This is a genomic window from Polynucleobacter sp. MWH-Berg-3C6 (assembly GCF_018881855.1).
GTDB lineage: Bacteria > Pseudomonadota > Gammaproteobacteria > Burkholderiales > Burkholderiaceae > Polynucleobacter.
The window spans coordinates 291,073-310,818 of the sequence record NZ_JACVPN010000001.1; the positions used below are offsets into that span (position 1 = coordinate 291,073).

General features: G+C 46.0%; 20 protein-coding genes. 14 read left to right on the plus strand and 6 right to left on the minus strand.

Features of this window, described 5'->3' with window-relative positions; all coding sequences use genetic code 11:
* Positions 1 to 5: 5 nt before the first annotated feature.
* From thrC to moaE, 4 genes are read left to right on the plus strand one after another with little or no spacing between them, the layout of a single operon-like run.
* The gene (thrC, locus tag ICN13_RS01580; RefSeq protein ID WP_216138568.1) at positions 6 to 1,448 is read left to right on the plus strand and encodes a threonine synthase; all 1,443 of its coding nucleotides are present in this window, start codon (positions 6 to 8) and stop codon (positions 1,446 to 1,448) included.
* Between the two features lie 32 nt (positions 1,449 to 1,480).
* Positions 1,481 to 2,707, plus strand: a complete 1,227-nt coding sequence (gene glp / locus ICN13_RS01585) for a gephyrin-like molybdotransferase Glp (RefSeq protein WP_216139250.1) — start codon at positions 1,481 to 1,483, stop codon at positions 2,705 to 2,707.
* An 18-nt stretch (positions 2,708 to 2,725) separates the two neighbouring features.
* Positions 2,726 to 2,983: a molybdopterin converting factor subunit 1 gene (gene moaD, locus ICN13_RS01590; protein WP_216138570.1), complete on the plus strand. Its 258-nt coding sequence runs from the start codon at positions 2,726 to 2,728 to the stop codon at positions 2,981 to 2,983.
* A gap of 1 nt (position 2,984) precedes the next feature.
* Positions 2,985 to 3,452, plus strand: a complete 468-nt coding sequence (gene moaE / locus ICN13_RS01595; RefSeq protein ID WP_216138572.1) for a molybdopterin synthase catalytic subunit MoaE — start codon at positions 2,985 to 2,987, stop codon at positions 3,450 to 3,452.
* Here the strand turns inward: moaE and ICN13_RS01600 are convergent.
* Complete coding sequence (locus ICN13_RS01600) at positions 3,445 to 3,693, minus strand: GIY-YIG nuclease family protein (protein WP_216138574.1); 249 nt, start codon at positions 3,691 to 3,693, stop codon at positions 3,445 to 3,447. The two genes, moaE and ICN13_RS01600, sit on opposite strands and share 8 nt — an antisense overlap.
* 94 nt (positions 3,694 to 3,787) lie before the next feature.
* On the opposite strand from ICN13_RS01600, the gene clpB reads away from it, so the two are divergent.
* The 4 genes from clpB to ICN13_RS01620 all read left to right on the plus strand — a co-directional run bounded on the left by clpB (position 3,788) and on the right by ICN13_RS01620 (position 9,833).
* The gene (gene clpB / locus ICN13_RS01605; protein ID WP_216138576.1) at positions 3,788 to 6,391 is read left to right on the plus strand and encodes an ATP-dependent chaperone ClpB; all 2,604 of its coding nucleotides are present in this window, start codon (positions 3,788 to 3,790) and stop codon (positions 6,389 to 6,391) included.
* 64 nt (positions 6,392 to 6,455) lie between these two features.
* Positions 6,456 to 7,694, plus strand: coding sequence for an MFS transporter (locus ICN13_RS01610; RefSeq protein ID WP_216138578.1), 1,239 nt, complete (start codon positions 6,456 to 6,458; stop codon positions 7,692 to 7,694).
* A 287-nt stretch (positions 7,695 to 7,981) separates the two neighbouring features.
* Complete coding sequence (aceA, locus tag ICN13_RS01615) at positions 7,982 to 9,280, plus strand: isocitrate lyase (protein WP_216138581.1); 1,299 nt, start codon at positions 7,982 to 7,984, stop codon at positions 9,278 to 9,280.
* A 112-nt stretch (positions 9,281 to 9,392) separates the two neighbouring features.
* A complete protein-coding gene (locus ICN13_RS01620) occupies positions 9,393 to 9,833 on the plus strand; it encodes an HIT family protein (protein ID WP_216138582.1) in 441 nt (146 codons plus the stop codon).
* Here ICN13_RS01620 and ICN13_RS01625 read toward each other — a convergent pair.
* The 5 genes from ICN13_RS01625 to ICN13_RS01645 are packed head-to-tail and all read right to left on the minus strand — an operon-like array spanning position 9,830 to position 14,172.
* Entirely contained in the window at positions 9,830 to 10,255 is a 426-nt protein-coding gene (locus ICN13_RS01625) for a DUF1841 family protein (protein ID WP_216139251.1), read from the minus strand. The two genes, ICN13_RS01620 and ICN13_RS01625, sit on opposite strands and share 4 nt — an antisense overlap.
* The gene (gene nth / locus ICN13_RS01630) at positions 10,248 to 10,904 is read right to left on the minus strand and encodes an endonuclease III (protein ID WP_216138584.1); all 657 of its coding nucleotides are present in this window, start codon (positions 10,902 to 10,904) and stop codon (positions 10,248 to 10,250) included. Before nth ends, ICN13_RS01625 begins: the two co-directional genes overlap by 8 nt.
* The gene (gene rsxB, locus ICN13_RS01635) at positions 10,904 to 11,596 is read right to left on the minus strand and encodes an electron transport complex subunit RsxB (RefSeq protein WP_216138586.1); all 693 of its coding nucleotides are present in this window, start codon (positions 11,594 to 11,596) and stop codon (positions 10,904 to 10,906) included. The genes nth and rsxB overlap by 1 nt, the downstream gene beginning before the upstream one ends.
* 52 nt (positions 11,597 to 11,648) lie before the next feature.
* Complete coding sequence (locus ICN13_RS01640; RefSeq protein ID WP_216138588.1) at positions 11,649 to 12,941, minus strand: polyhydroxyalkanoate depolymerase; 1,293 nt, start codon at positions 12,939 to 12,941, stop codon at positions 11,649 to 11,651.
* A gap of 31 nt (positions 12,942 to 12,972) precedes the next feature.
* A complete protein-coding gene (locus ICN13_RS01645; RefSeq protein ID WP_216138590.1) occupies positions 12,973 to 14,172 on the minus strand; it encodes an amino acid aminotransferase in 1,200 nt (399 codons plus the stop codon).
* A 159-nt stretch (positions 14,173 to 14,331) separates the two neighbouring features.
* Here ICN13_RS01645 and uvrB point away from each other — a divergent pair, with 159 nt between their 5' ends.
* From uvrB to hscB, 6 genes are all read left to right on the plus strand, one after another.
* On the plus strand, positions 14,332 to 16,485 hold the full coding sequence (gene uvrB / locus ICN13_RS01650) for an excinuclease ABC subunit UvrB (RefSeq protein WP_255533988.1): 2,154 nt from the start codon (positions 14,332 to 14,334) through the stop codon (positions 16,483 to 16,485).
* Between the two features lie 152 nt (positions 16,486 to 16,637).
* On the plus strand, positions 16,638 to 17,207 hold the full coding sequence (locus tag ICN13_RS01655) for a Fe-S cluster assembly transcription factor (protein WP_216138592.1): 570 nt from the start codon (positions 16,638 to 16,640) through the stop codon (positions 17,205 to 17,207).
* Positions 17,208 to 17,235: 28 nt separating this feature from the next.
* Complete coding sequence (locus ICN13_RS01660; protein ID WP_370622930.1) at positions 17,236 to 18,495, plus strand: IscS subfamily cysteine desulfurase; 1,260 nt, start codon at positions 17,236 to 17,238, stop codon at positions 18,493 to 18,495.
* A gap of 28 nt (positions 18,496 to 18,523) precedes the next feature.
* Positions 18,524 to 18,910 (plus strand): Fe-S cluster assembly scaffold IscU, encoded by a 387-nt coding sequence (gene iscU, locus ICN13_RS01665; RefSeq protein ID WP_072583083.1) that lies wholly within the window; start codon positions 18,524 to 18,526, stop codon positions 18,908 to 18,910.
* A 5-nt stretch (positions 18,911 to 18,915) separates the two neighbouring features.
* The gene (gene iscA, locus ICN13_RS01670; protein WP_012357505.1) at positions 18,916 to 19,239 is read left to right on the plus strand and encodes an iron-sulfur cluster assembly protein IscA; all 324 of its coding nucleotides are present in this window, start codon (positions 18,916 to 18,918) and stop codon (positions 19,237 to 19,239) included.
* The gene (gene hscB / locus ICN13_RS01675; RefSeq protein ID WP_370622931.1) at positions 19,217 to 19,744 is read left to right on the plus strand and encodes a Fe-S protein assembly co-chaperone HscB; all 528 of its coding nucleotides are present in this window, start codon (positions 19,217 to 19,219) and stop codon (positions 19,742 to 19,744) included. Before iscA ends, hscB begins: the two co-directional genes overlap by 23 nt.
* Positions 19,745 to 19,746 lie beyond the last annotated feature (2 nt).

Below are 19,746 nucleotides of genomic sequence, written 5' to 3' on the forward strand. Positions count from 1 at the left end.
AACTGATGCGTTACCAATCTACTCGTGGCAATAGTCCACAACAATCATTCTTGGAAATTCTGCTGGGTGGATTGGCGCCAGATGGCGGCCTGTATTTGCCAACGCAGTATCCACAAGTTACTCCTGCACAGTTAGATTCTTGGCGAGGTTTATCTTATGCTGATCTTGCATATGAAGTCCTGAGTCTATATTGCGATGACATTCCTGAGGCTGATTTACGTGCACTCTTGCGCAAAACTTATACCGAGCAGGTTTACTGTAACGGGCGTCCTCAAGATAATGCGAAAGACATCACCCCCTTGCATTGGTTGGGTGAAGAGCATGGCACACGCATAGGCCTCTTAAGTCTGTCAAATGGACCCACCTTAGCCTTTAAAGATATGGCTATGCAATTGTTGGGTAATCTATTTGAGTACGCATTAAAGCGCGCTGGTCAGAAGTTAAACATTTTGGGCGCTACCTCTGGTGATACTGGTAGTGCCGCTGAATATGCCATGCGCGGTAAAGAGGGTGTAAAAGTATTTATGCTTTCTCCACGCGGCAAGATGAGTTCATTCCAATCTGCACAGATGTATTCCTTGCAAGATCCCAATATTTTCAACTTAGCAGTTGCTGGCGTGTTTGATGATTGCCAGGATATTGTTAAGGCAGTAAGCAATGATCATGCCTTCAAGGCCAAGAGCCAAATTGGTACCGTGAACTCCATTAACTGGGGTAGGGTCGTTGCCCAGGTGGTGTATTACTTCCAGGGTTATCTCTTAGCCACTAAGTCGAGTAATGAGAAAGTTTCATTCACTGTCCCATCGGGTAACTTCGGTAATGTGTGTGCTGGTCATATCGCTCGTATGATGGGTTTGCCAATCGAGCATTTGATTGTTGCAACCAATGAAAACGATGTACTTGATGAGTTCTTCCGGACCGGTGTATACCGCGCACGTAAATCTGCCGAGACATTACATACTTCTAGTCCATCAATGGACATCTCTAAGGCAAGTAACTTTGAGCGCTTTGTATTTGACTTCATGGGTCAGGATGGCAAAGCCACTACTGCCATGTTCAGGAAAGTAGATGAGACTGGCGGTTTTGATATTTCTAAGGATGCCGTCTTTAAAGAGCTCGGCAAGTATGGCTTCCAATCAGGTCGCAGTACTCATGACAACCGCCTCGAGACTATTCGTGATATCGACAAACGCTATGGCGTCATGATTGATACTCATACTGCGGATGGCGTCAAAGTGGCGCGTGAGCATTTGCAAGCTGGTATTCCGATGTTGGTACTGGAGACTGCGTTGCCAATTAAGTTTGAAGAAACCATTCAAGAAGCCTTGGGCCGTCCCGCTGAATGCCCGTCTGCATTTAAAGATATCAAATCTAAGCCGCAGCGTGTAGAAAATATTGATGCTGATGTTAATCAGGTCAAAACATTTATCACAACGCATCTGAGTTAAAACAGAAGCTATTCGCCATGACTAAGCCTCCAATGTTGACTGCCCAGCAGGCCTTGGATCATTTACTTTCTCATGCTAAGCCCGTTGTCGAGACTGAAAGCATTGCCATGCAGGCGACATTAGGTCGCGTGCTTGCAGAAAACGTCAACAGCCTAGTTGATGTACCGCCACTTGATAACACTTCGATGGATGGTTACGCAGTACGAACGGCGGATACGCAAACTTCCGGAAGTATTCTGAAAATTGCCCAACGCATTCCGGCGGGTTCGGTTGGAACACAGTTGCAGCCTGGTACTGTTGCTAGAATTTTTACAGGTGCACCAGTTCCTCCTGGTGCTGATGCTGTAGTGATGCAGGAAGATTGCGCCATCCCTGAGGGATCGACTGATCAAGTGCAGGTCAATGTAGCTCCTACAGTAGGGCAATGGATACGTCGTAGAGGCGAAGATTTAACAACCGGGAAAACAGCCTTAACTGCCGGAACCTTTTTGCGCCCGCAAGAGTTGGGGGTTGCTGCATCTGCTGGCTTAACCCACCTAAACGTGAGGCGCAGAGTGAAGGTGGCTGCATTCTTTACTGGTGATGAGTTAGCGCTGCCTGGTGAACCACTTAAGCCGGGCGGAATTTACAACTCTAATCGCGATACCTTACTAGCTTGCCTTAAATCATTGGGGTGTGATGCAACGGATTTAGGAATTGTTCCTGATCGTTTAGATGCAACGAAAGCCGCATTGCGTAAAGCAAGCAAAGATCATGATTTGATTATTACGTCTGGTGGTGTATCAGTTGGCGAGGAAGATCACATCAAACCTGCGGTTACTGCTGAAGGTCGATTAGATCTGTGGCAGATTGCCATTAAACCTGGAAAGCCTTTGGCATTTGGCGCAGTTCGTAAATCAGATGAGCCAAAAGATGGTGAAGCTTGGTTTATTGGGTTGCCAGGCAACCCGGTCTCCAGTTTTGTAACTTTCTTGTTATTTGTGCGCCCATTTATTTTGAAGTTACAGGGACGAAACAGCACTCCACCGCAGCCTTACACAATGCGTGCGGATTTTGATTGGTTAAAAGCCGATCGTCGTAATGAATTCTTGCGGGTTAAGCTCAATAGCAATGGTGGCTTAGATTTATTTCCCAACCAAAGCTCCGGGGTACTCACTAGCGCCTCTTGGGGTGATGGATTGGTGGATTGCCCGCCAAATCAGCCCATTCAATCTGGTGACCTGGTGAAGTACATTCCTTTTGATGCACTGCTTAAATAATCGGTTTACGATTCCTTTATGAAACTCGAATTACGATTCTTTGCCTCTTTGCGAGAAGCCCTTGGCGTTTCTCAGGAAAGTATCGTCGTACCTGATAGCGTCAAGACAATTGCCGATCTCAGGGCTCACCTAGTTGAGCGCGGCAATCCTTGGGCTGAAGTATTGGCGCAGAGCAAAGTATTGCGCTGCGCTCTGAATCAGGTCATGGTTGATGCAAGCACACCCTTACAAGAAAATGCTGAGGTTGCTTTTTTCCCACCGGTGACCGGGGGCTGATGTGTCAAGCTCAATACGCATACAAGAAAATGATTTTGATATCAGCGCTGAAATAGCGGCGCTGCGTAAGGGTGACCCAAGAGTTGGCGCTGTAGTGACTTTCTTGGGTGCTGTGCGCGATATCAATGACGGTAGCCAAGTCAAGGGAATGACCTTAGAGCATTATCCCGGCATGACTGAAAAGGCCTTACAAGAAATTCTGGATCAAGCAAAGGCTCGTTGGGACATCTATCAAACATTGGTTATTCATAGAGTTGGTCCTTTATTGCCGGAAGATCAAATTGTTTTAGTGGTGGTCACTAGTGCGCACAGGGGTGAAGCATTTGCAGCTTGTGAGTTCATCATGGATTACCTCAAAACTGCAGCCCCATTTTGGAAAAAAGAAGACACCCCTGAAGGGGCCCGCTGGGTCGATGCCCGCGTGACTGACGATGCCGCCATGGCACGCTGGTCGAAGAAGTCTATTTAACTTTTTTAAAAAATCCCAACTTCTCAGACCTGGGAAGTTGCTTCAATCTTGCTTCTGCCTTGGATGCCTCTGATCGATCGGGGTGCTCTTGGGTTGCCAATAGGACAACTGGCCTACGAGCTCTTGTATAGCGAGCACCTTGCCCCAAATTATGAGCTTCTAGCCGATGCTCTAGGCGGTTTGTAATGCCGGCATAGTAGGTGCCATCAGCGCATTCGAGGAGGTAAACAAGCCAGGTCAAAATGGGTGTAAATTCGCTTAAAAAGTGGGTGTAAAAGCCTTGAAATCCATCATATTGCCCTTATATTCTATAGATAGATATATGGAGTGCAAAAATGAGAATAGATAAGTTAACCACTAAATTTCAAGAGGCCTTAAGTGAGGCCCAGAGTATCGCTTTAGCTAAAGACAATCAATATATTGAGCCGGCTCATGTATTGCTGGCGATGTTGCGTGATTCTGATGGCGCCGCCAAGAGTTTATTAACCCGTGCTGGCGTTAACGTCTCAGGCCTGGAAAAAGGCGTTGAGAAGGTCATTGCCAATTTGCCTGAAGTACAAGGTACTAGCGGTGAGGTTCAAGTTGGCCGTGATTTAAGTAATTGGCTCAATCTCTGTGAAAAAGAAGCCAACAAGCGTAATGATCAATTCATTGCTGGCGAATTATTTTTGCTAGTAGTAGCTGATGACAAGGGTGAGCTCGGTAAAGTTGCTCGTGAAAATGGGTTAAATCGTAAATCGTTAGAGGCGGCTATTGATTTAGTGCGCGGAGGAGAATCAGTGAATAGTGCAGATGCTGAAGGTCAACGTGAAGCCCTCAAAAAATATACCGTCGATTTAACCGAGCGTGCTCGCATGGGTAAGTTAGATCCTGTGATTGGTCGTGACGATGAGATTCGTCGCACCATTCAGATCTTGCAGCGTCGGGGGAAGAATAACCCCGTGCTCATTGGTGAGCCTGGTGTTGGTAAGACCGCCATTGTTGAAGGTCTGGCTCAACGCATTGTGAATGGCGAAGTTCCAGAAACCCTTAAGAACAAACGTGTTCTTGTCTTGGATATGGCCTTGTTGTTGGCTGGAGCTAAGTATCGTGGCGAGTTTGAAGAGCGTCTCAAAGCTGTTTTGAGTGATGTTGCAAAAGACGAAGGCCAAACCATTATCTTTATCGATGAGATTCATACGATGGTGGGTGCCGGTAAAGGCGATGGTGCAATGGATGCCGGCAATATGCTGAAGCCTGCTTTGGCTCGTGGTGAATTGCATTGCATCGGTGCAACCACTTTAGATGAATATCGCAAGTACATTGAAAAAGATCCTGCACTAGAGCGCCGCTTCCAAAAAGTGATGGTTGAAGAGCCTAGTGTTGAGGCAACGATTGCGATCTTGCGTGGTTTGCAAGAGCGTTATGAGCTTCACCATGGTATTGAGATTACCGATCCTGCGATCGTGGCTGCTGCAGAGTTGTCGCATCGCTATATTACTGATCGTTTCTTGCCGGATAAGGCTATTGACCTCATTGACGAGGCTGGTTCGCGCATTCGGATGGAAATTGATTCCAAGCCAGAGGTAATGGACAAATTAGAGCGTCGTCTCATTCAGCTCAAGATTGAGCGTGAAGCAGTTAAGAAAGAAAAAGATGAGGCTTCTCAAAAGCGTCTTGGTTTGATCGAGGATGAGATTAAGCGCTTGGGTGCGGAATATGCTGACTTAGAAGAGATCTGGAAAGCCGAGAAGGGCGCTGTATTAGGGGCTGCCAATCTAAAAGAAGAGATTGAAAAAGTGCGCGCTGATATCGTGAAGTTGCAGCGTGAAGGCAAGCTTGAGAAAGTTGCTGAGTTGCAATATAGCAAATTGCCAGAGCTTGAAGCTAAGCTCAAGTCTGCTGCCGCAGCTGAAGCTAAGGGTGGTAAAGATGGTGTTGTGAAGAATAAACTGCTTCGTACCCAAGTTGGCGCAGAAGAAATTGCCGAAGTAGTGTCTCGGGCTACTGGTATTCCGGTGTCGAAGATGATGCAAGGAGAGCGCGACAAGTTACTCAAGATGGAAGAGTTGTTACACAAGCGTGTAGTTGGTCAGGATGAGGCTATTCGTGCGGTATCGGATGCGATTCGTCGCTCCCGGGCTGGCTTAGCCGAAGAGAATCGTCCTTATGGCTCTTTCTTATTCCTAGGGCCTACTGGTGTCGGTAAGACAGAGCTGTGTAAGGCGCTGGCTGGCTTCCTATTTGATAGCGAAGATCATCTCATTCGTATTGATATGAGCGAGTTCATGGAAAAGCATAGCGTTGCACGCTTGATTGGTGCACCTCCAGGCTATGTTGGTTACGAAGAAGGCGGTTACCTAACCGAGCAGGTGCGTCGTCACCCCTATAGCGTGATCTTGTTTGACGAAATTGAAAAGGCACACCCTGATGTCTTTAACGTTCTTTTGCAGGTATTGGATGATGGCCGCCTAACCGATGGTCAAGGACGTACTGTCGACTTTAAGAACACGGTGATTGTGATGACCAGTAATATCGGTTCACATTTGATTCAGTCGATGACCGATAAGAAGCAATCAGAAATCAAAGATGCTGTATTTGAAGAGCTTAAGAATCATTTCCGTCCAGAGTTCTTGAATCGTATCGATGAGATTGTGGTGTTCCATGGTCTAGATAAAGGCAATATCGCTAATATCGCGAAGATCTTGCTGAAGAACTTGTCTGATCGTTTGGCAAAAGTCGATATGCAGCTAGAAGTTAGTGATGCAGCCTTGAACAAGATTGCTGAAGTTGGCTTTGATCCTGTTTTTGGCGCAAGACCACTCAAGCGTGCGATTCAGCAACATATCGAGAATCCTGTCTCCAAGATGATTTTGGAAGGTAAGTTCGGGCCTAAGGATGTAGTACCTGTAGATGTGGATAAAAAAGGTGACTTTAGCTTCACACGCCAGGTTCATTAAGGAATTGCTCGGTAGCAATACAGATAGTTTTGCAGGAATCTTCCTGCGCCAGTAAACTCGGTACATGACTGTTGCGCTCACAAGTAGGCGCGCCAGTGATGTCCGGGTTATTGGTCTTATTAGCCTAGCTCACGGCAGCTCCCACTTCTTTCATTTAATACTGCCACCCATGTTCCCATGGCTCAAGGCAGAGTTTGGCTTTAACTATGCTGAGCTCGGTTTACTCATGACCATTTTCTTTGTGGTCTCGTGCATTGTTCAAGCTGCCTCTGGATTTTTAGTTGATCGTATTGGTGCTCGACCTGTTTTATTTGCTGGAGTAGGACTGCTTGCGCTGGCGGCGCTAACTTATTCGCAAAGCACTGGTTATGCCATGTTAGTTTTTGGCGCTGTAATTGCTGGTTGCGGTAACGGTATTTTTCATCCGGTAGATTACACACTCATTAATCATAAAATTGCACCAGTCAATTTACCTTATGCGTATTCAATCCATGGCGTTACCGGCTATTTAGGTTGGGCAGCTGCACCAGCCTTTATGGTGGCCATTACTACCATCTTTGATTGGCGTATTGCCTTCTTGGCAGCGGCAGCACTTGAAGCGACTATTCTTTTAACACTCTGGCTCGGACGGAATCGCTTGATTGATGATGTGCAGGCAAGACGACAAGAATCAGAAACCCATCATGCTGCCAATAATCCAAGCGGCACGCCGATGAGCACCTTTGGCTTTATGAGATTGCCGGCAGTTTGGCTGTGTTGGATTTTCTTTTTCTTTAGCATGGGTGCAACCACTGGCTTGCAATCATTTGCACCTACTGCACTCTTTAAAATTTACGATATTGCTGTTAGTTCTGGTAACTACTATTTAACTCTAATGTCGATGGGTGGTGCAGGAGGGATGTTGTTAGGTGCTTATCTCGCTACACGTCTGAAGGTGCCAGAGCGAATCATTACCATGTGCTTTACTGTCAATATTGTGATGGGCCTTCTCTTGGCTACCGGCTTAGTGCCAGTGGAAATTATTGTGGTGGCTTTTATTGTGATTGGTCTGGGCTTGGGTATTGCTGCTCCATCGCGCGATCTGATGATTCGAAACGCTACCCCCTCTGGTTCATCGGGTAGGGTGTATGGGATTGTTTATTCAGGAATTGACTTAGGTGCCGCCCTAAGCCCCTTATTGTTTGGAATCTTGTTAGACATCAACTTGCCAAAACTTTTATTTATTGGCGTTGCCCTGCTACAGCTGATGATTATTTTGATTGGATTCAAGGTCTCCACTCTGGGCCAGGCTAAACCCGCTTAATCTGCCCATTTCTTTTCATAATATGAAAAGTCATTACGCTGCGTAAAATGCACTGCAATATCTTGCGGCTTAAAGCATTTCAATCAGCAAAATAATATTCCGCATTATAAAAAAACAAATTTAAGTCATTGTTTTTAATGATTTAATTATTTTCATAAATTTCTGAAATATCACTTGCTTGCTTTTGCTAAGACTCTAAACTCTTACATAAGACATAAGACATAAGACTTGAAGAAGTCTTCAGGGTCCAAAAATTTGAAGTACTTGTTTAACTTAGGGAGAAAAACATGGCAGATCGCAAAGCAGAAATCGCAGCACTACAAAAAGATTGGGATACCAATCCACGTTGGAAAGGGATTACCCGTGGCTACACAGCAGAAGACGTTGTACGTCTGCGTGGTTCATTAAAGATTGAGCACACTCTAGCAAAGCATGGCGCAGAGCGTCTCTGGGAATTGGTAAACAATGAAGCTTACGTAAACTGCCTAGGTGCTTTGACTGGTGGTCAAGCAATGCAGCAAGTGAAGGCTGGTATCCAAGCTATCTACTTGTCCGGTTGGCAAGTTGCTGCTGATGGCAACTCTTATGCTGCTATGTATCCAGATCAATCTTTATATCCAGTAGATTCAGTACCTAAGATGGTTGAGCGTATTAACAACTCATTCCAGCGCGCTGATGAAATTCAAACTGCTAAAGGCATTAATAAAGGTGACGCAGGTTACATTGAGTACTTTGCTCCGATTGTTGCTGATGCTGAAGCCGGTTTCGGTGGTGTATTGAATGCATTCGAGTTAAGCAAAGCTTTGATCAAACAAGGTGCTGCTGGCGTTCACTTCGAAGACCAGTTGTCTTCTGTGAAGAAGTGCGGTCACTTGGGCGGTAAGGTATTGTTGCCAACTACTGAATCTGTACAAAAATTGATCTCTGCGCGTTTGGCTGCGGACGTCATGGGTGTTCCAACCATCATTTTGGCTCGAACAGATGCTGAAGCTGCAGACTTGTTGACTTCTGATTACGATGAGAACGACAAGCCATTCTTAACTGGCGAGCGCACTCCAGAAGGCTTCTACAAAACACGCAAGGGCTTGGATCAAGCTATTTCACGTGGCTTGGCATACGCTGCCTACGCTGATATGGTGTGGTGCGAGACAGGCACACCTGATCTTGAGTTCGCTCGAAAATTTGCTGAAGCGATTCGTGCGAAGTTCCCAGGCAAGATGTTGGCTTATAACTGCTCGCCATCTTTCAATTGGAAGAAAAACTTGGATGACGCAACCATTGCGAAGTTCCAGCGCGAATTAGGTGCAATGGGTTACAAGTATCAATTCATCACCTTGGCTGGTATCCACTCTATGTGGTACAACATGTATGACTTGGCGCAAGACTACTCTAAGCGTGGCATGACGGCATATGTTGAGAAAGTTCAAGAGCCAGAATTTGCTGCTCGTGACCGTGGTTACACATTCGTTTCACATCAGCAAGAGGTTGGCACTGGTTACTTCGATGATGTGACTACCGTCATTCAGGGTGGCAAGTCTTCTGTAACAGCATTGACCGGTTCTACCGAAGAAGAGCAGTTCCATTAATCCTTGATAGATCCCTAAGTAGTTTGTTGTAGCAGTAGCACTCATTACTGCCACGGCATCTAAATTACCCCACAAGGGTGACTTAGATGCCGTTTTCGTATACATTCTCCTCATGGCAAATTGCATACTTTGTAAAGAAGACCTAAAGCTCGAAGAAGGGCAGTTAATTTGGCGCGGAGATGACTGCCGGATCGTTCTCGTAAATGATCCTGACTTGCCTGGATTTTGTAGGGTAATTTGGAATCGACACGTTGCTGAAATGACTGATCTAACTTACGGTGAGCGCGAGCATCTCATGACGCTAGTCTTTGCTGTAGAAGAGGCGATCCGACATGTGATGCATCCAGATAAAGTTAATCTTGCCGCCTTAGGTAATATCGTGCCACATATTCATTGGCATGTGATTCCCAGATACAAGGATGATGCCTTTTATCCCGGCTCAGCTTGGTCCAAGAGGATGCAAGAAACCCCAGAATCTGTATTACTGGAGCGCAAAAGAAAAGCGGCCCAATTGCCAGATTCAATCAAAGCCGAAATTGCATCTCTGATTTAAACGAGCTTTTTTAACGCCTCGAGATATTTGTCAGGGCTGAGTTGTCCACCCTCGCGTTGCGCCTCCCACATCAACTGCCCTAAGCATTCCATGATGAGATGTTGCGCTTCATGCTTTGAACCCGTTTTCTGAGTCAGCTTTTCTGCTACTTCTTTAATACCAGGTGGCTGATTAATGGAGATTTGCTCACTGATCGAAAGATGCATTGAAAGATGGAGAAAAGGGTTCGTCTCACCGCGCTCAGGTGAGTAGTCTTGGGCTAATGCGCCTTCAGGATCGGCAAGTAATGGATGGTATTCGGGATGTTCTACCATCCAATCTCCAGCAAGGGTTTCCATTGAATCCAAAATGTGGCCTGCAGTTTTCTTTTGCCAAGTGTCGCAGAAAAAGCGACGAACTTCTTCTCGAGTTGGATTAAATATCGCCACGAACTTTTCCTTTTCCTGTTTTTTGTTTGAAGCCGCAGAAAGGTTCAACAATACATTGGGCGCAATCTGGATTACGTGCCTTACAAGTATATCTACCGTGCAAAATAAGCCAATGATGAGCATCCAATAGATACTCCTTCGGAACACGCTTCAATAGCTGCTCCTCAACCTTAAGAACGTCTTTGCCGGGAGCTAAGCCGGTACGATTCGAGACTCTAAAGATATGCGTATCAACAGCAATAGTAGGTTGCCCAAATGCAGTATTGAGAATGACGTTGGCAGTTTTTCTACCAACACCTGGTAAGGCTTCTAGTTCTTCGCGAGTTTGTGGAACTCTGCCTTGATGTTTTTCCAGTAAGAGGCGACAGGTCTCTTGAATATGTCTGCCTTTAGAGTTAAATAAACCAATGTGCTGAATATATGGCTTGACCCCTTCTTCGCCCAGATCTAAGAGGGCTTGAGGGGTATTGGCAATCTTGAATAACTTACGAGTACCTTTATTGACTGATATGTCAGTTGCTTGGGCGGATAATAATACTGCGATGAGTAACTCAAATGGTGAGCTGTATTCAAGCTCTGTAGTCGGTTTGGGATTATTTGCTTTGAGTTGCTCAAAGAAAGCGCGCCGTTTTTCGGGGTTCATCATTTCTTTTGTTGGGCACGTGCAATTGCAGCGGCAATGATGGCGCGTTTACGCTCTTGTTCTTTTAGCTGTTCATCTGATGTTGGCTTATCGGCATTGACTGCAATTAGCTTGGCTGCAGCTTTTTTGGCCAAGCGATCATCGTTATCTTTTTGCTCTCTATCGAGGCGCTGCTCTCGGTCGTGGTAGCGCTGACGTGAGATATCGGCTAGATCTTGTGACCAGGCATTCCAACCGGTTTTATTTTCTGTGACATCAATCATGCTGATGCAGTCAACTGGGCAGGGAGGGATGCATAGATCACAACCCGTACACCACTCAGTTAAAACTACATGCATTTGTTTGGATGCGCCCACAATAGCATCGACCGGACATGCCTGAATACATAGCGTACAGCCAATACATTTCTGCGGGTCAATAAAGGCTACTGGTCTGGGACGTTCAACTCCGCACTCAGGATCAATGGTGGGATGTAAATCGAATGCATCTTGTGGATAAATCGGCACCAGAATCCTGCTAAGTCGATGGATCCCCTCGATGCCGCCTGGCGGGCAACGGTTTGGTAAGACCTCCCCAGTAGCCATTGCTTCGGCATAGCCACGACAATCTGGATAGCCACATTTAGTGCACTGGGTTTGAGGAAGGATATCCTCCAAGCGATCAGAGAGTGCATTCGCTTGTGTGATTTTCATTGCTGGATATTAACTAAAAAAAGTGAGGGTCTCAGCCCCCACTCATTAGTGCCTAGTCAGAACCTTCTAATTTAGGAGGCCTTGCTTTACTTTTTTTATGGACGACTTGGTGTTCGCGAATGAAGGATTTAATTTTTGGATAAACCTTATTGCGCCAACGACGTCCAGAAAAGATACCGTAGTGACCTGCGCCAGCAACTTCGTAGTGATCTTTATGTTCTTTAGGGATACCGGTGCATAAGCCGTGAGCAGAGCGGGTTTGACCACTTCCGGAAATATCATCGAGCTCACCCTCTACGGTCAGTAGGGCGGTGTGTTGAATGTCGTGGGGTTTAACAAGATCGCCAGCCACTTCCCAGGTGCCATTAGGTAAAGCATAGTCTTGGAAAACCGTCTTGATGGTATCGAGGTAAAACTTCGCATCTAGATCAAGAACAGCGTTGTATTCGTCATAGAAGCGGATGTGTGCATTGGTATCTTGTTCATCGCCCCGCACGAGGTTTTGGAAGTAGTCCCAATGAGATTGCAGATGGTTTTGCGGATTCATGGCAATAAAGCCGGTGTGCTGCAGGAAGCCTGGATAAACACGGCGACCTGCGCCAGGATAGGTTGGCGGCACTTTGTAAATCACGTGGCTCTCAAACCACTCGTGTGATTTTTGCTCGGCTAAGTTATTAACAGCCGTAGGTGATTTACGGGCATCGATAGGGCCACCCATCATGATCATCGATGCTGGCGTTACTTCACCGGCACTCGCCATCAAGGAGATAGCGCCCAAAGTTGGAACAGTTGGTTGGCAAACAGAGATAACGTGTAAGTCTTCTGCGCCAATTGCGCGGATAAATTCTTGAATGTAGTGAACGTAATCATCAAGACCAAATTCACCATCTGTAACGGGAATATTGCGAGCATCGATCCAGTCGGTAATGTAAACCTTATGGTCTTGCAAAAGCGTTTGCACAGTATCTCGAAGCAAAGTTGCGTGGTGACCAGATAAAGGAGCCACTACCAAAACAGAAGGATCTTCTTTAAGTTTCTTGATGGTTTCTACATCATCCGAGAAGCGTTTGAAGCGAACTAAATTACAAAAAGGTTTTGCAACGATAGTTCTTTCATGGATGGCAACTTCCTGGCCATGTGCTTGTACAGAGCGAATGCCAAACTCCGGCTTTTTATAGTTTTTGCCCAATCGATACAGAAGTTCATAACTAGCAGCTAAACGCTCAGAGCCTGGAACCATTGATGCAGGGTTAGAGGCATTGATAAAGGCCTCAGAAGCTGCACGTGCCCATGAGCTCATGGGTTGAAGTAAGGCTTTTTGAAATTCGTGTAATTGATAAAGCATGTTACCCCCTGTAATTCTCTATAACCGCTTATTACGCTAAAACGCGGGCGATTGCTTTGGCCACTTTATCAATATTTTTAGTATTAAGGGCCGCTACACAAATGCGTCCAGTAGAAAGAGCGTAAATGCCATCTTCCTTCTGTAAGCGTTCAACTTGCTCAGCAGTTAAGCCTGAGTAAGAAAACATTCCACGTTGCTGTTCTATAAAAGCAAAATCTTGCTTGACACCAGCAGCAGCGAGTTTTTCAACAAGACCATGACGCATTGCTTTAATGCGGTCACGCATTTGAGCCAACTCATCTTCCCAGAGCTTGCGCAATTCTGGAGAGTTCAAAACGGCTGCAGCAATTGCAGCGCCGTGAGTTGGAGGATTGGAATAATTGGTGCGGATAACGCGCTTTAATTGTGAAAGCACGCGTGTGGACTCATCTTTACTTTGAGTCACGATTGATAACGCGCCAACACGCTCACCATAAAGTGAAAACGATTTGGAGAAAGAGCTTGAGACGAAAAAGGACATGCCGGACTGAGCAAAGAGTCGAACAGCGATGCCATCCTGCTCAATCCCAGACGCAAAGCCTTGGTAGGCCATATCCAAGAACGGAATTAAACCTTTGTTCTTACAGATGTCGATGACTTGACGCCACTGAGCTTCAGTAATATCAGCACCAGTTGGGTTATGGCAGCAGGCATGTAAAAGAACGGTTGTGTTCTTTGGGAAAGATTCTAAAGACTTGACCATGCCATCAAAATCAACGCCACGTGTCTTGCCATCGAAGTAGGAGTACTCAACTACTTCAAAACCAGCAGATTCAAAAATGCCGCGGTGGTTTTCCCAGGTTGGATTGCTAATGGCGCAAGGCGCATTTAAGTTGAGGCGTTTAATAAAGTCAGCGCCAACCCGCAATGCACCCGTGCCGCCTAAACACTCAGCAGTCACAACGCGACCATCTTTAATCAACGCAGAGTCCGCTCCGAATAATAAGTTTTGCACTGCGCTGTTGTAGGGATTTGGACCTTCAATCGGAATGTAGCTACGAGGTGATTGCTTTGCAACTACCGCCTCTTCCGCTTTGATCACTGCTTTGAGCAAAGGCACCTTGCCTTCGTCTGTGTAATAGACGCCAACGCCGAGGTTTACTTTGTCAGGACGTTGGTCTGCAACATAGGCTTCTGTGAGGCCAAAAATAGGATCTTTAGGGGCTAGCTGGACGGAGGCAAACAGGGTCATTTGAGGTCGAAAAGTGAGGTTTAAGGATATTTTTACTAATTAATGACGTTAAATTGAGCTTAATTGTCGGTTTTGCGGGCCGGAATCAACTATTTCTTAATAAAAACGGCAAAATCATTGTTTGTACAAAATTCGCTGTGAAGAAAGCTCACAGATGAAATGATAGCCGAGATGCCCCCTAAGTCCCCCAAAACTGCCTCGAATTCTGCGGTTAAAGAAGATACAAAAAAGCCGATTGCTGACCCTTTGGGCGAGGCAGGCCACGACCTAGATCCGGCCAAATTTGTTAGCTTTCCGGATTCTCCGTACCAGCTCTATCAGCCATTTGCCCCTGCTGGGGACCAGCCACAGGCCATTGAAGCCTTGGTAGAGGGTATTGAGGATGGATTGACCTTTCAAACCCTCTTGGGGGTGACGGGATCTGGCAAGACCTTCACCATGGCTAATGTGATTGCCAGAACTGGCCGTCCAGCGATTATTTTTGCCCCAAATAAGACTCTAGCAGCACAGCTTTATAGCGAATTTAGGGAGTTTTTCCCCAAAAATGCGGTGGAGTACTTTGTTAGTTACTACGACTATTACCAGCCTGAGGCCTATGTTCCTCAGCGTGACCTCTTTATCGAAAAAGACTCATCCATTAATGAGCATATTGAACAGATGCGCTTGTCTGCGACGAAAAGTTTGTTAGAGCGTCGCGATGTGATCATTGTTGCAACCGTATCTGCCATTTACGGTATTGGTAACCCTGGCGACTATCACAGTATGGTGATGACTCTGCGTCCTGGCGACAAAATGAGTCAGCGCGATATTCTGATGCGACTGATCGCCATGCAATACGATCGCAATGAAACCGATTTCAAGCGTGGTGTATTTCGAGTGCGCGGAGATACGATCGATATTTTCCCCGCCGAACATAATGAGTTAGCAGTGCGTGTTGAGTTATTTGATGATGTGGTTGAGAGTTTGCAATTCTTTGATCCACTCACTGGCAGGATTCGCCAAAAAATTCCGCGCTTTACTGTTTATCCAAGTTCGCACTATGTCACTCCGCGAGAAACTGTTCTCAAAGCGATTGAAACAATTAAGACAGAGTTACGAACTCGCTTAGATGAGTTTGTCAAAGATGGAAAACTAGTTGAAGCACAGCGCCTAGAACAGCGTACCCGTTTTGATTTAGAGATGCTCAACGAATTGGGTTTCTGTAAGGGTATTGAGAACTACTCCCGTCACCTCTCAGGCGCCGCCCCAGGCGATGCTCCGCCTACTCTAGTGGACTATTTGCCCAATGATGCGCTGATGTTTTTGGATGAGAGTCACGTCCTGATTGGACAGCTCAATGCTATGTATAACGGCGATAAATCGCGCAAACATACCTTGGTCGAATTCGGTTTCCGTCTGCCTTCGGCAATGGATAACCGCCCACTCAAATTTACCGAGTTTGAAACGAAGATGCGTCAAACCATTTTTGTTTCTGCAACGCCAGCCGATTATGAGAATACTCATCAAGGCCAAGTAGTTGAGCAAGTTGCTAGACCTACTGGATTGGTTGATCCAGAAATTGAGGTCTTACCAGCAAGCACACAGGTTGATGATTTGCTGAGTCAGATTCATGAGCGTGTCAAAGTAGGCGAGCGTGTTTTGGTAACGGTTCTGACTAAGCGTATGGCAGAGCAATTAACAGATTATCTTTCCGATAATGGCGTGAAGGTGCGTTATGTGCACTCCGATATTGATACGGTAGAGCGTGTTGAAATTTTGCGTGACCTTCGCTTAGGTGTCTTTGATGTCTTGGTGGGTATCAATCTACTGCGCGAAGGTTTGGATATCCCAGAAGTTTCCCTTGTGGCAATTTTGGATGCCGATAAAGAAGGCTTCTTGCGCTCTGAACGCAGCTTGATTCAGACCATTGGACGGGCAGCCCGAAATGTTCGAGGCAAGGCGATTTTGTATGCCGATCGGGTGACCGATTCGATGAAGCGCGCCATGGGGGAGACGGAAAGACGCCGTACTAAGCAAATTGCCTTTAATAAGCTGCATGGTATCGAGCCAAAAGGGGTTCAAAAGCGCATTAAGGACATTATTGATGGCGTCTATGACGTCAAAGAGAAGCGCCAGGAGATGCAGGTGGAGCAGGAGCGGGCTCGCTATGAGGATATGAGCGAGAAAGATCTAGCTGGTGAAATCAAGCGTCTAGAGAAGCAAATGAATGCCGAAGCTAAAAATCTGGAGTTTGAGAAGGCTGCTAGTACTCGAGATAGGCTGACCAAGGTTAAAGAAATGGCATTTGGGGCTAGGTCTCGAGATGGGGTTTGAGGGCTCAATCAGCTAATTCCTGACTTACATTGAGGTTTTTTGGGATAATTCCTGAGCAATTTGATAGGGATTATGGTAAAGTTGAGTGGAATGGTCGGGTATTACCCTGCCGACCATGAGCTGTCCATAACAATCCATTACCAAGGTGACATATGAGACTTACAACTAAAGGCCGTTTTGCAGTAACCGCAATGATCGATTTAGCCCTGCGCGAAGCGCATGGCCCTGTAACTTTGGCTGGAATTAGCCAAAGACAAAAAATCTCCCTTTCTTATTTAGAGCAATTGTTTGGCAAATTGCGTCGCTTCAACATTGTCGAGAGCACACGTGGTCCTGGAGGCGGGTACACACTCGCGCGCAAGGCCCATGAAATTAGTGTTGCCGACATTATTGTTGCCGTAGACGAACCTTTGGATGCGACTCAGTGCGGCGGCAAAGGAAACTGTCATAGTGACGAAGATCAGCATGGTCACTGTATGACTCATGATCTTTGGAGCAATCTGAATCTCAAGATGGTTGAATATCTCAGCTCCGTGACTTTGCTGAATTTAGTTCAGCAACAAGAAGGTCGCGGCGTAGTTATTCAAGATATGCGTCAAAAGAAAATCAAAGTTGAAAGTGCTAAGGCTGAAAAAACAGCACCAGCACTTGCTGCGAAAAAAGAAGTTGCTCCTAAAGCTCCATTAATTAATTCTGTATTTAATTTGGCGCGCCAAAGTTAATAAAGTAATACCTAAAAATAAGTCAATAATGAACGCACCACAAGACCTTCCTATGCAGCCGGTTCCGATGTTTAGTCCTAAGCACTTCCCAGTGTATATGGACTACTCAGCTACAACACCGATTGATCCACGTGTAGTCGACAAAATGTTGCCTTACCTGCGTGAGCAGTTTGGCAACGCGGCATCACGCAGTCATGCTTATGGTTGGGCTGCTGAAGAAGCCGTTGAATGGGCGCGTTCAGAAGTTGCACAACTCGTACATGCAGATTCCAGGGAGATTGTGTTTACTAGCGGTGCTACTGAAAGTATTAATTTGGCTTTGAAGGGTGCGGCGCACTTTTATAAAGATCGTGGCAATCACATTATTACTGTTAAGACCGAGCACAAGGCAACTTTAGATACTTGTCGCGAACTTGAGCGTGAAGGTTATGAGGTCACTTACTTAGATGTTTTGCCAAATGGCTTAATTGACTTTGCGCAGCTCGAAACCGCAATGAAGCCCGGCACAATTTTGGCATCAGTGATGTATGTCAATAATGAAATCGGCGTAGTGCAAGATATCCCCGCTATTGGTGAGTTATGCCGTTCGCGCGGCGTGATTCTTCATGTGGATGCTGCGCAAGCTACTGGCAAAGTAGAAATTGATTTAGAGAAGACTAAAGTCGACCTGATGAGTTTTTCTGCTCATAAGACTTATGGTCCTAAAGGGATTGGCGCATTGTTTGTGCGTCGTAAGCCTCGCATCCGGATCGAAGCTCAAATTCATGGTGGTGGCCATGAGCGCGGTATGCGTTCTGGAACCCTAGCTGTTCATCAAATTGTTGGCATGGGCGAGGCATTCCGAATCGCTCGTATTGAGATGGTTGAAGAAAATAAGCGTATCCGCGCTTTACGCGATCGTCTCTTAGCAGGCTTGAAAGATATTGAAGAGGTCTATGTAAACGGTGATATGGATCATCGCGTACCCCATAACCTCAACATCAGCTTTAACTATGTTGAAGGCGAGTCAATGTTGATGGCCCTCAAGGATTTAGCGATCTCATCAGGCTCTGCTTGTACATCAGCCTCATTAGAGCCTTCTTACGTATTACGTGCCTTGGGTCGTAATGATGAATTGGCTCATAGCTCAATTCGCTTTACCCTCGGCCGCTTTACGACTGAAGAAGAAGTGGATTTCACAATCAAGCTGGTGAAAGAGAAGATTGCTAAATTACGTGAACTCTCACCATTGTGGGAAATGTTTAAAGACGGAATCGACTTAAGCACGATTCAGTGGGCAGCACATTAAGGATTTGAAGGATTAAAGAGGAAATACCATGGCATATAGTGAAAAAGTAATCGACCATTATGAAAACCCACGCAACGTAGGTTCTTTTGAGAAGGGCGACGAAAGTGTAGGTACAGGCATGGTTGGTGCGCCAGCTTGTGGCGACGTCATGAAATTACAAATCCGCGTCAACGACCAAGGCGTGATTGAAGATGCTAAGTTCAAGACTTATGGTTGCGGCTCGGCAATTGCTTCTTCCTCGCTGGTAACTGAGTGGGTAAAAGGTAAAACTTTGGACCAGGCCTTAGAAATTAAGAACTCTTTAATTGCTGAAGAGTTAGCTTTGCCACCTGTAAAGATTCACTGCTCCATCTTGGCTGAAGATGCTATTAAGGCAGCAGTTGCTGATTACAAAGAAAAGCATCCGGCTAAATAGAAACTATGGCAATTACCTTAACCGATAAAGCAGCTGCACACGTTAACCGTAATTTAGAAAAGCGCGGTAAAGGGTGTGGCTTGCGCTTGGGTGTTCGCACTACAGGTTGTTCTGGTCTGGCTTACCAATTGGAATATGTTGATGAGCCCGCAGCCGAGGATCAAGTATTTGAATCTAATGGCATTAAGGTATTTGTTGATCCAAAGAGCTTAGCCTATTTGGATGGGACAGAGCTAGACTTTGTACGTGAGGGTTTGAACGAAGGCTTTAAGTTTCAAAATCCAAACGTAAAAGATGAGTGTGGTTGTGGCGAATCTTTCCGCGTCTGACAATTACTTTCGCTTCTTTGGTCTAAATCAGCAATTCAAAATCGATTTGCCTGCCTTAGAACAGGCTTATCTTGCAATCCAGAAAGAAGTTCATCCTGACCGCCATGCGCGCGGTAGTGATTCAGAGCAACGTTTGGCAATGCAAATGGCCACCTTAGCAAATACTGCTTTTCAAACTCTCAAGAACCCAGTGCAACGTGGCCTCTATATCTGCCAACTCAACAACGTAGATGCCAAACTCGAAACGAATACCGCAATGCCTGCCGCTTTTCTGATGAAGCAAATGGAATGGCGCGAGAATCTTGATGAGCAAGCTGAAGATCTGCCATCCCTAGAAAAGCTGATGGATGAGGTAGATGCCTCCAAGCAAGAAACCCTATCTGAAATTGCGCAAGCGATCGATGGCGCTAAAAATTACCAACGTGCAGCTGAATTGCTAAGGGGTCTACTCTTTATCGATAAGTTTGCTATCGAGCTTGATGACGCTATAGCGGCTTTGGCCTAGTC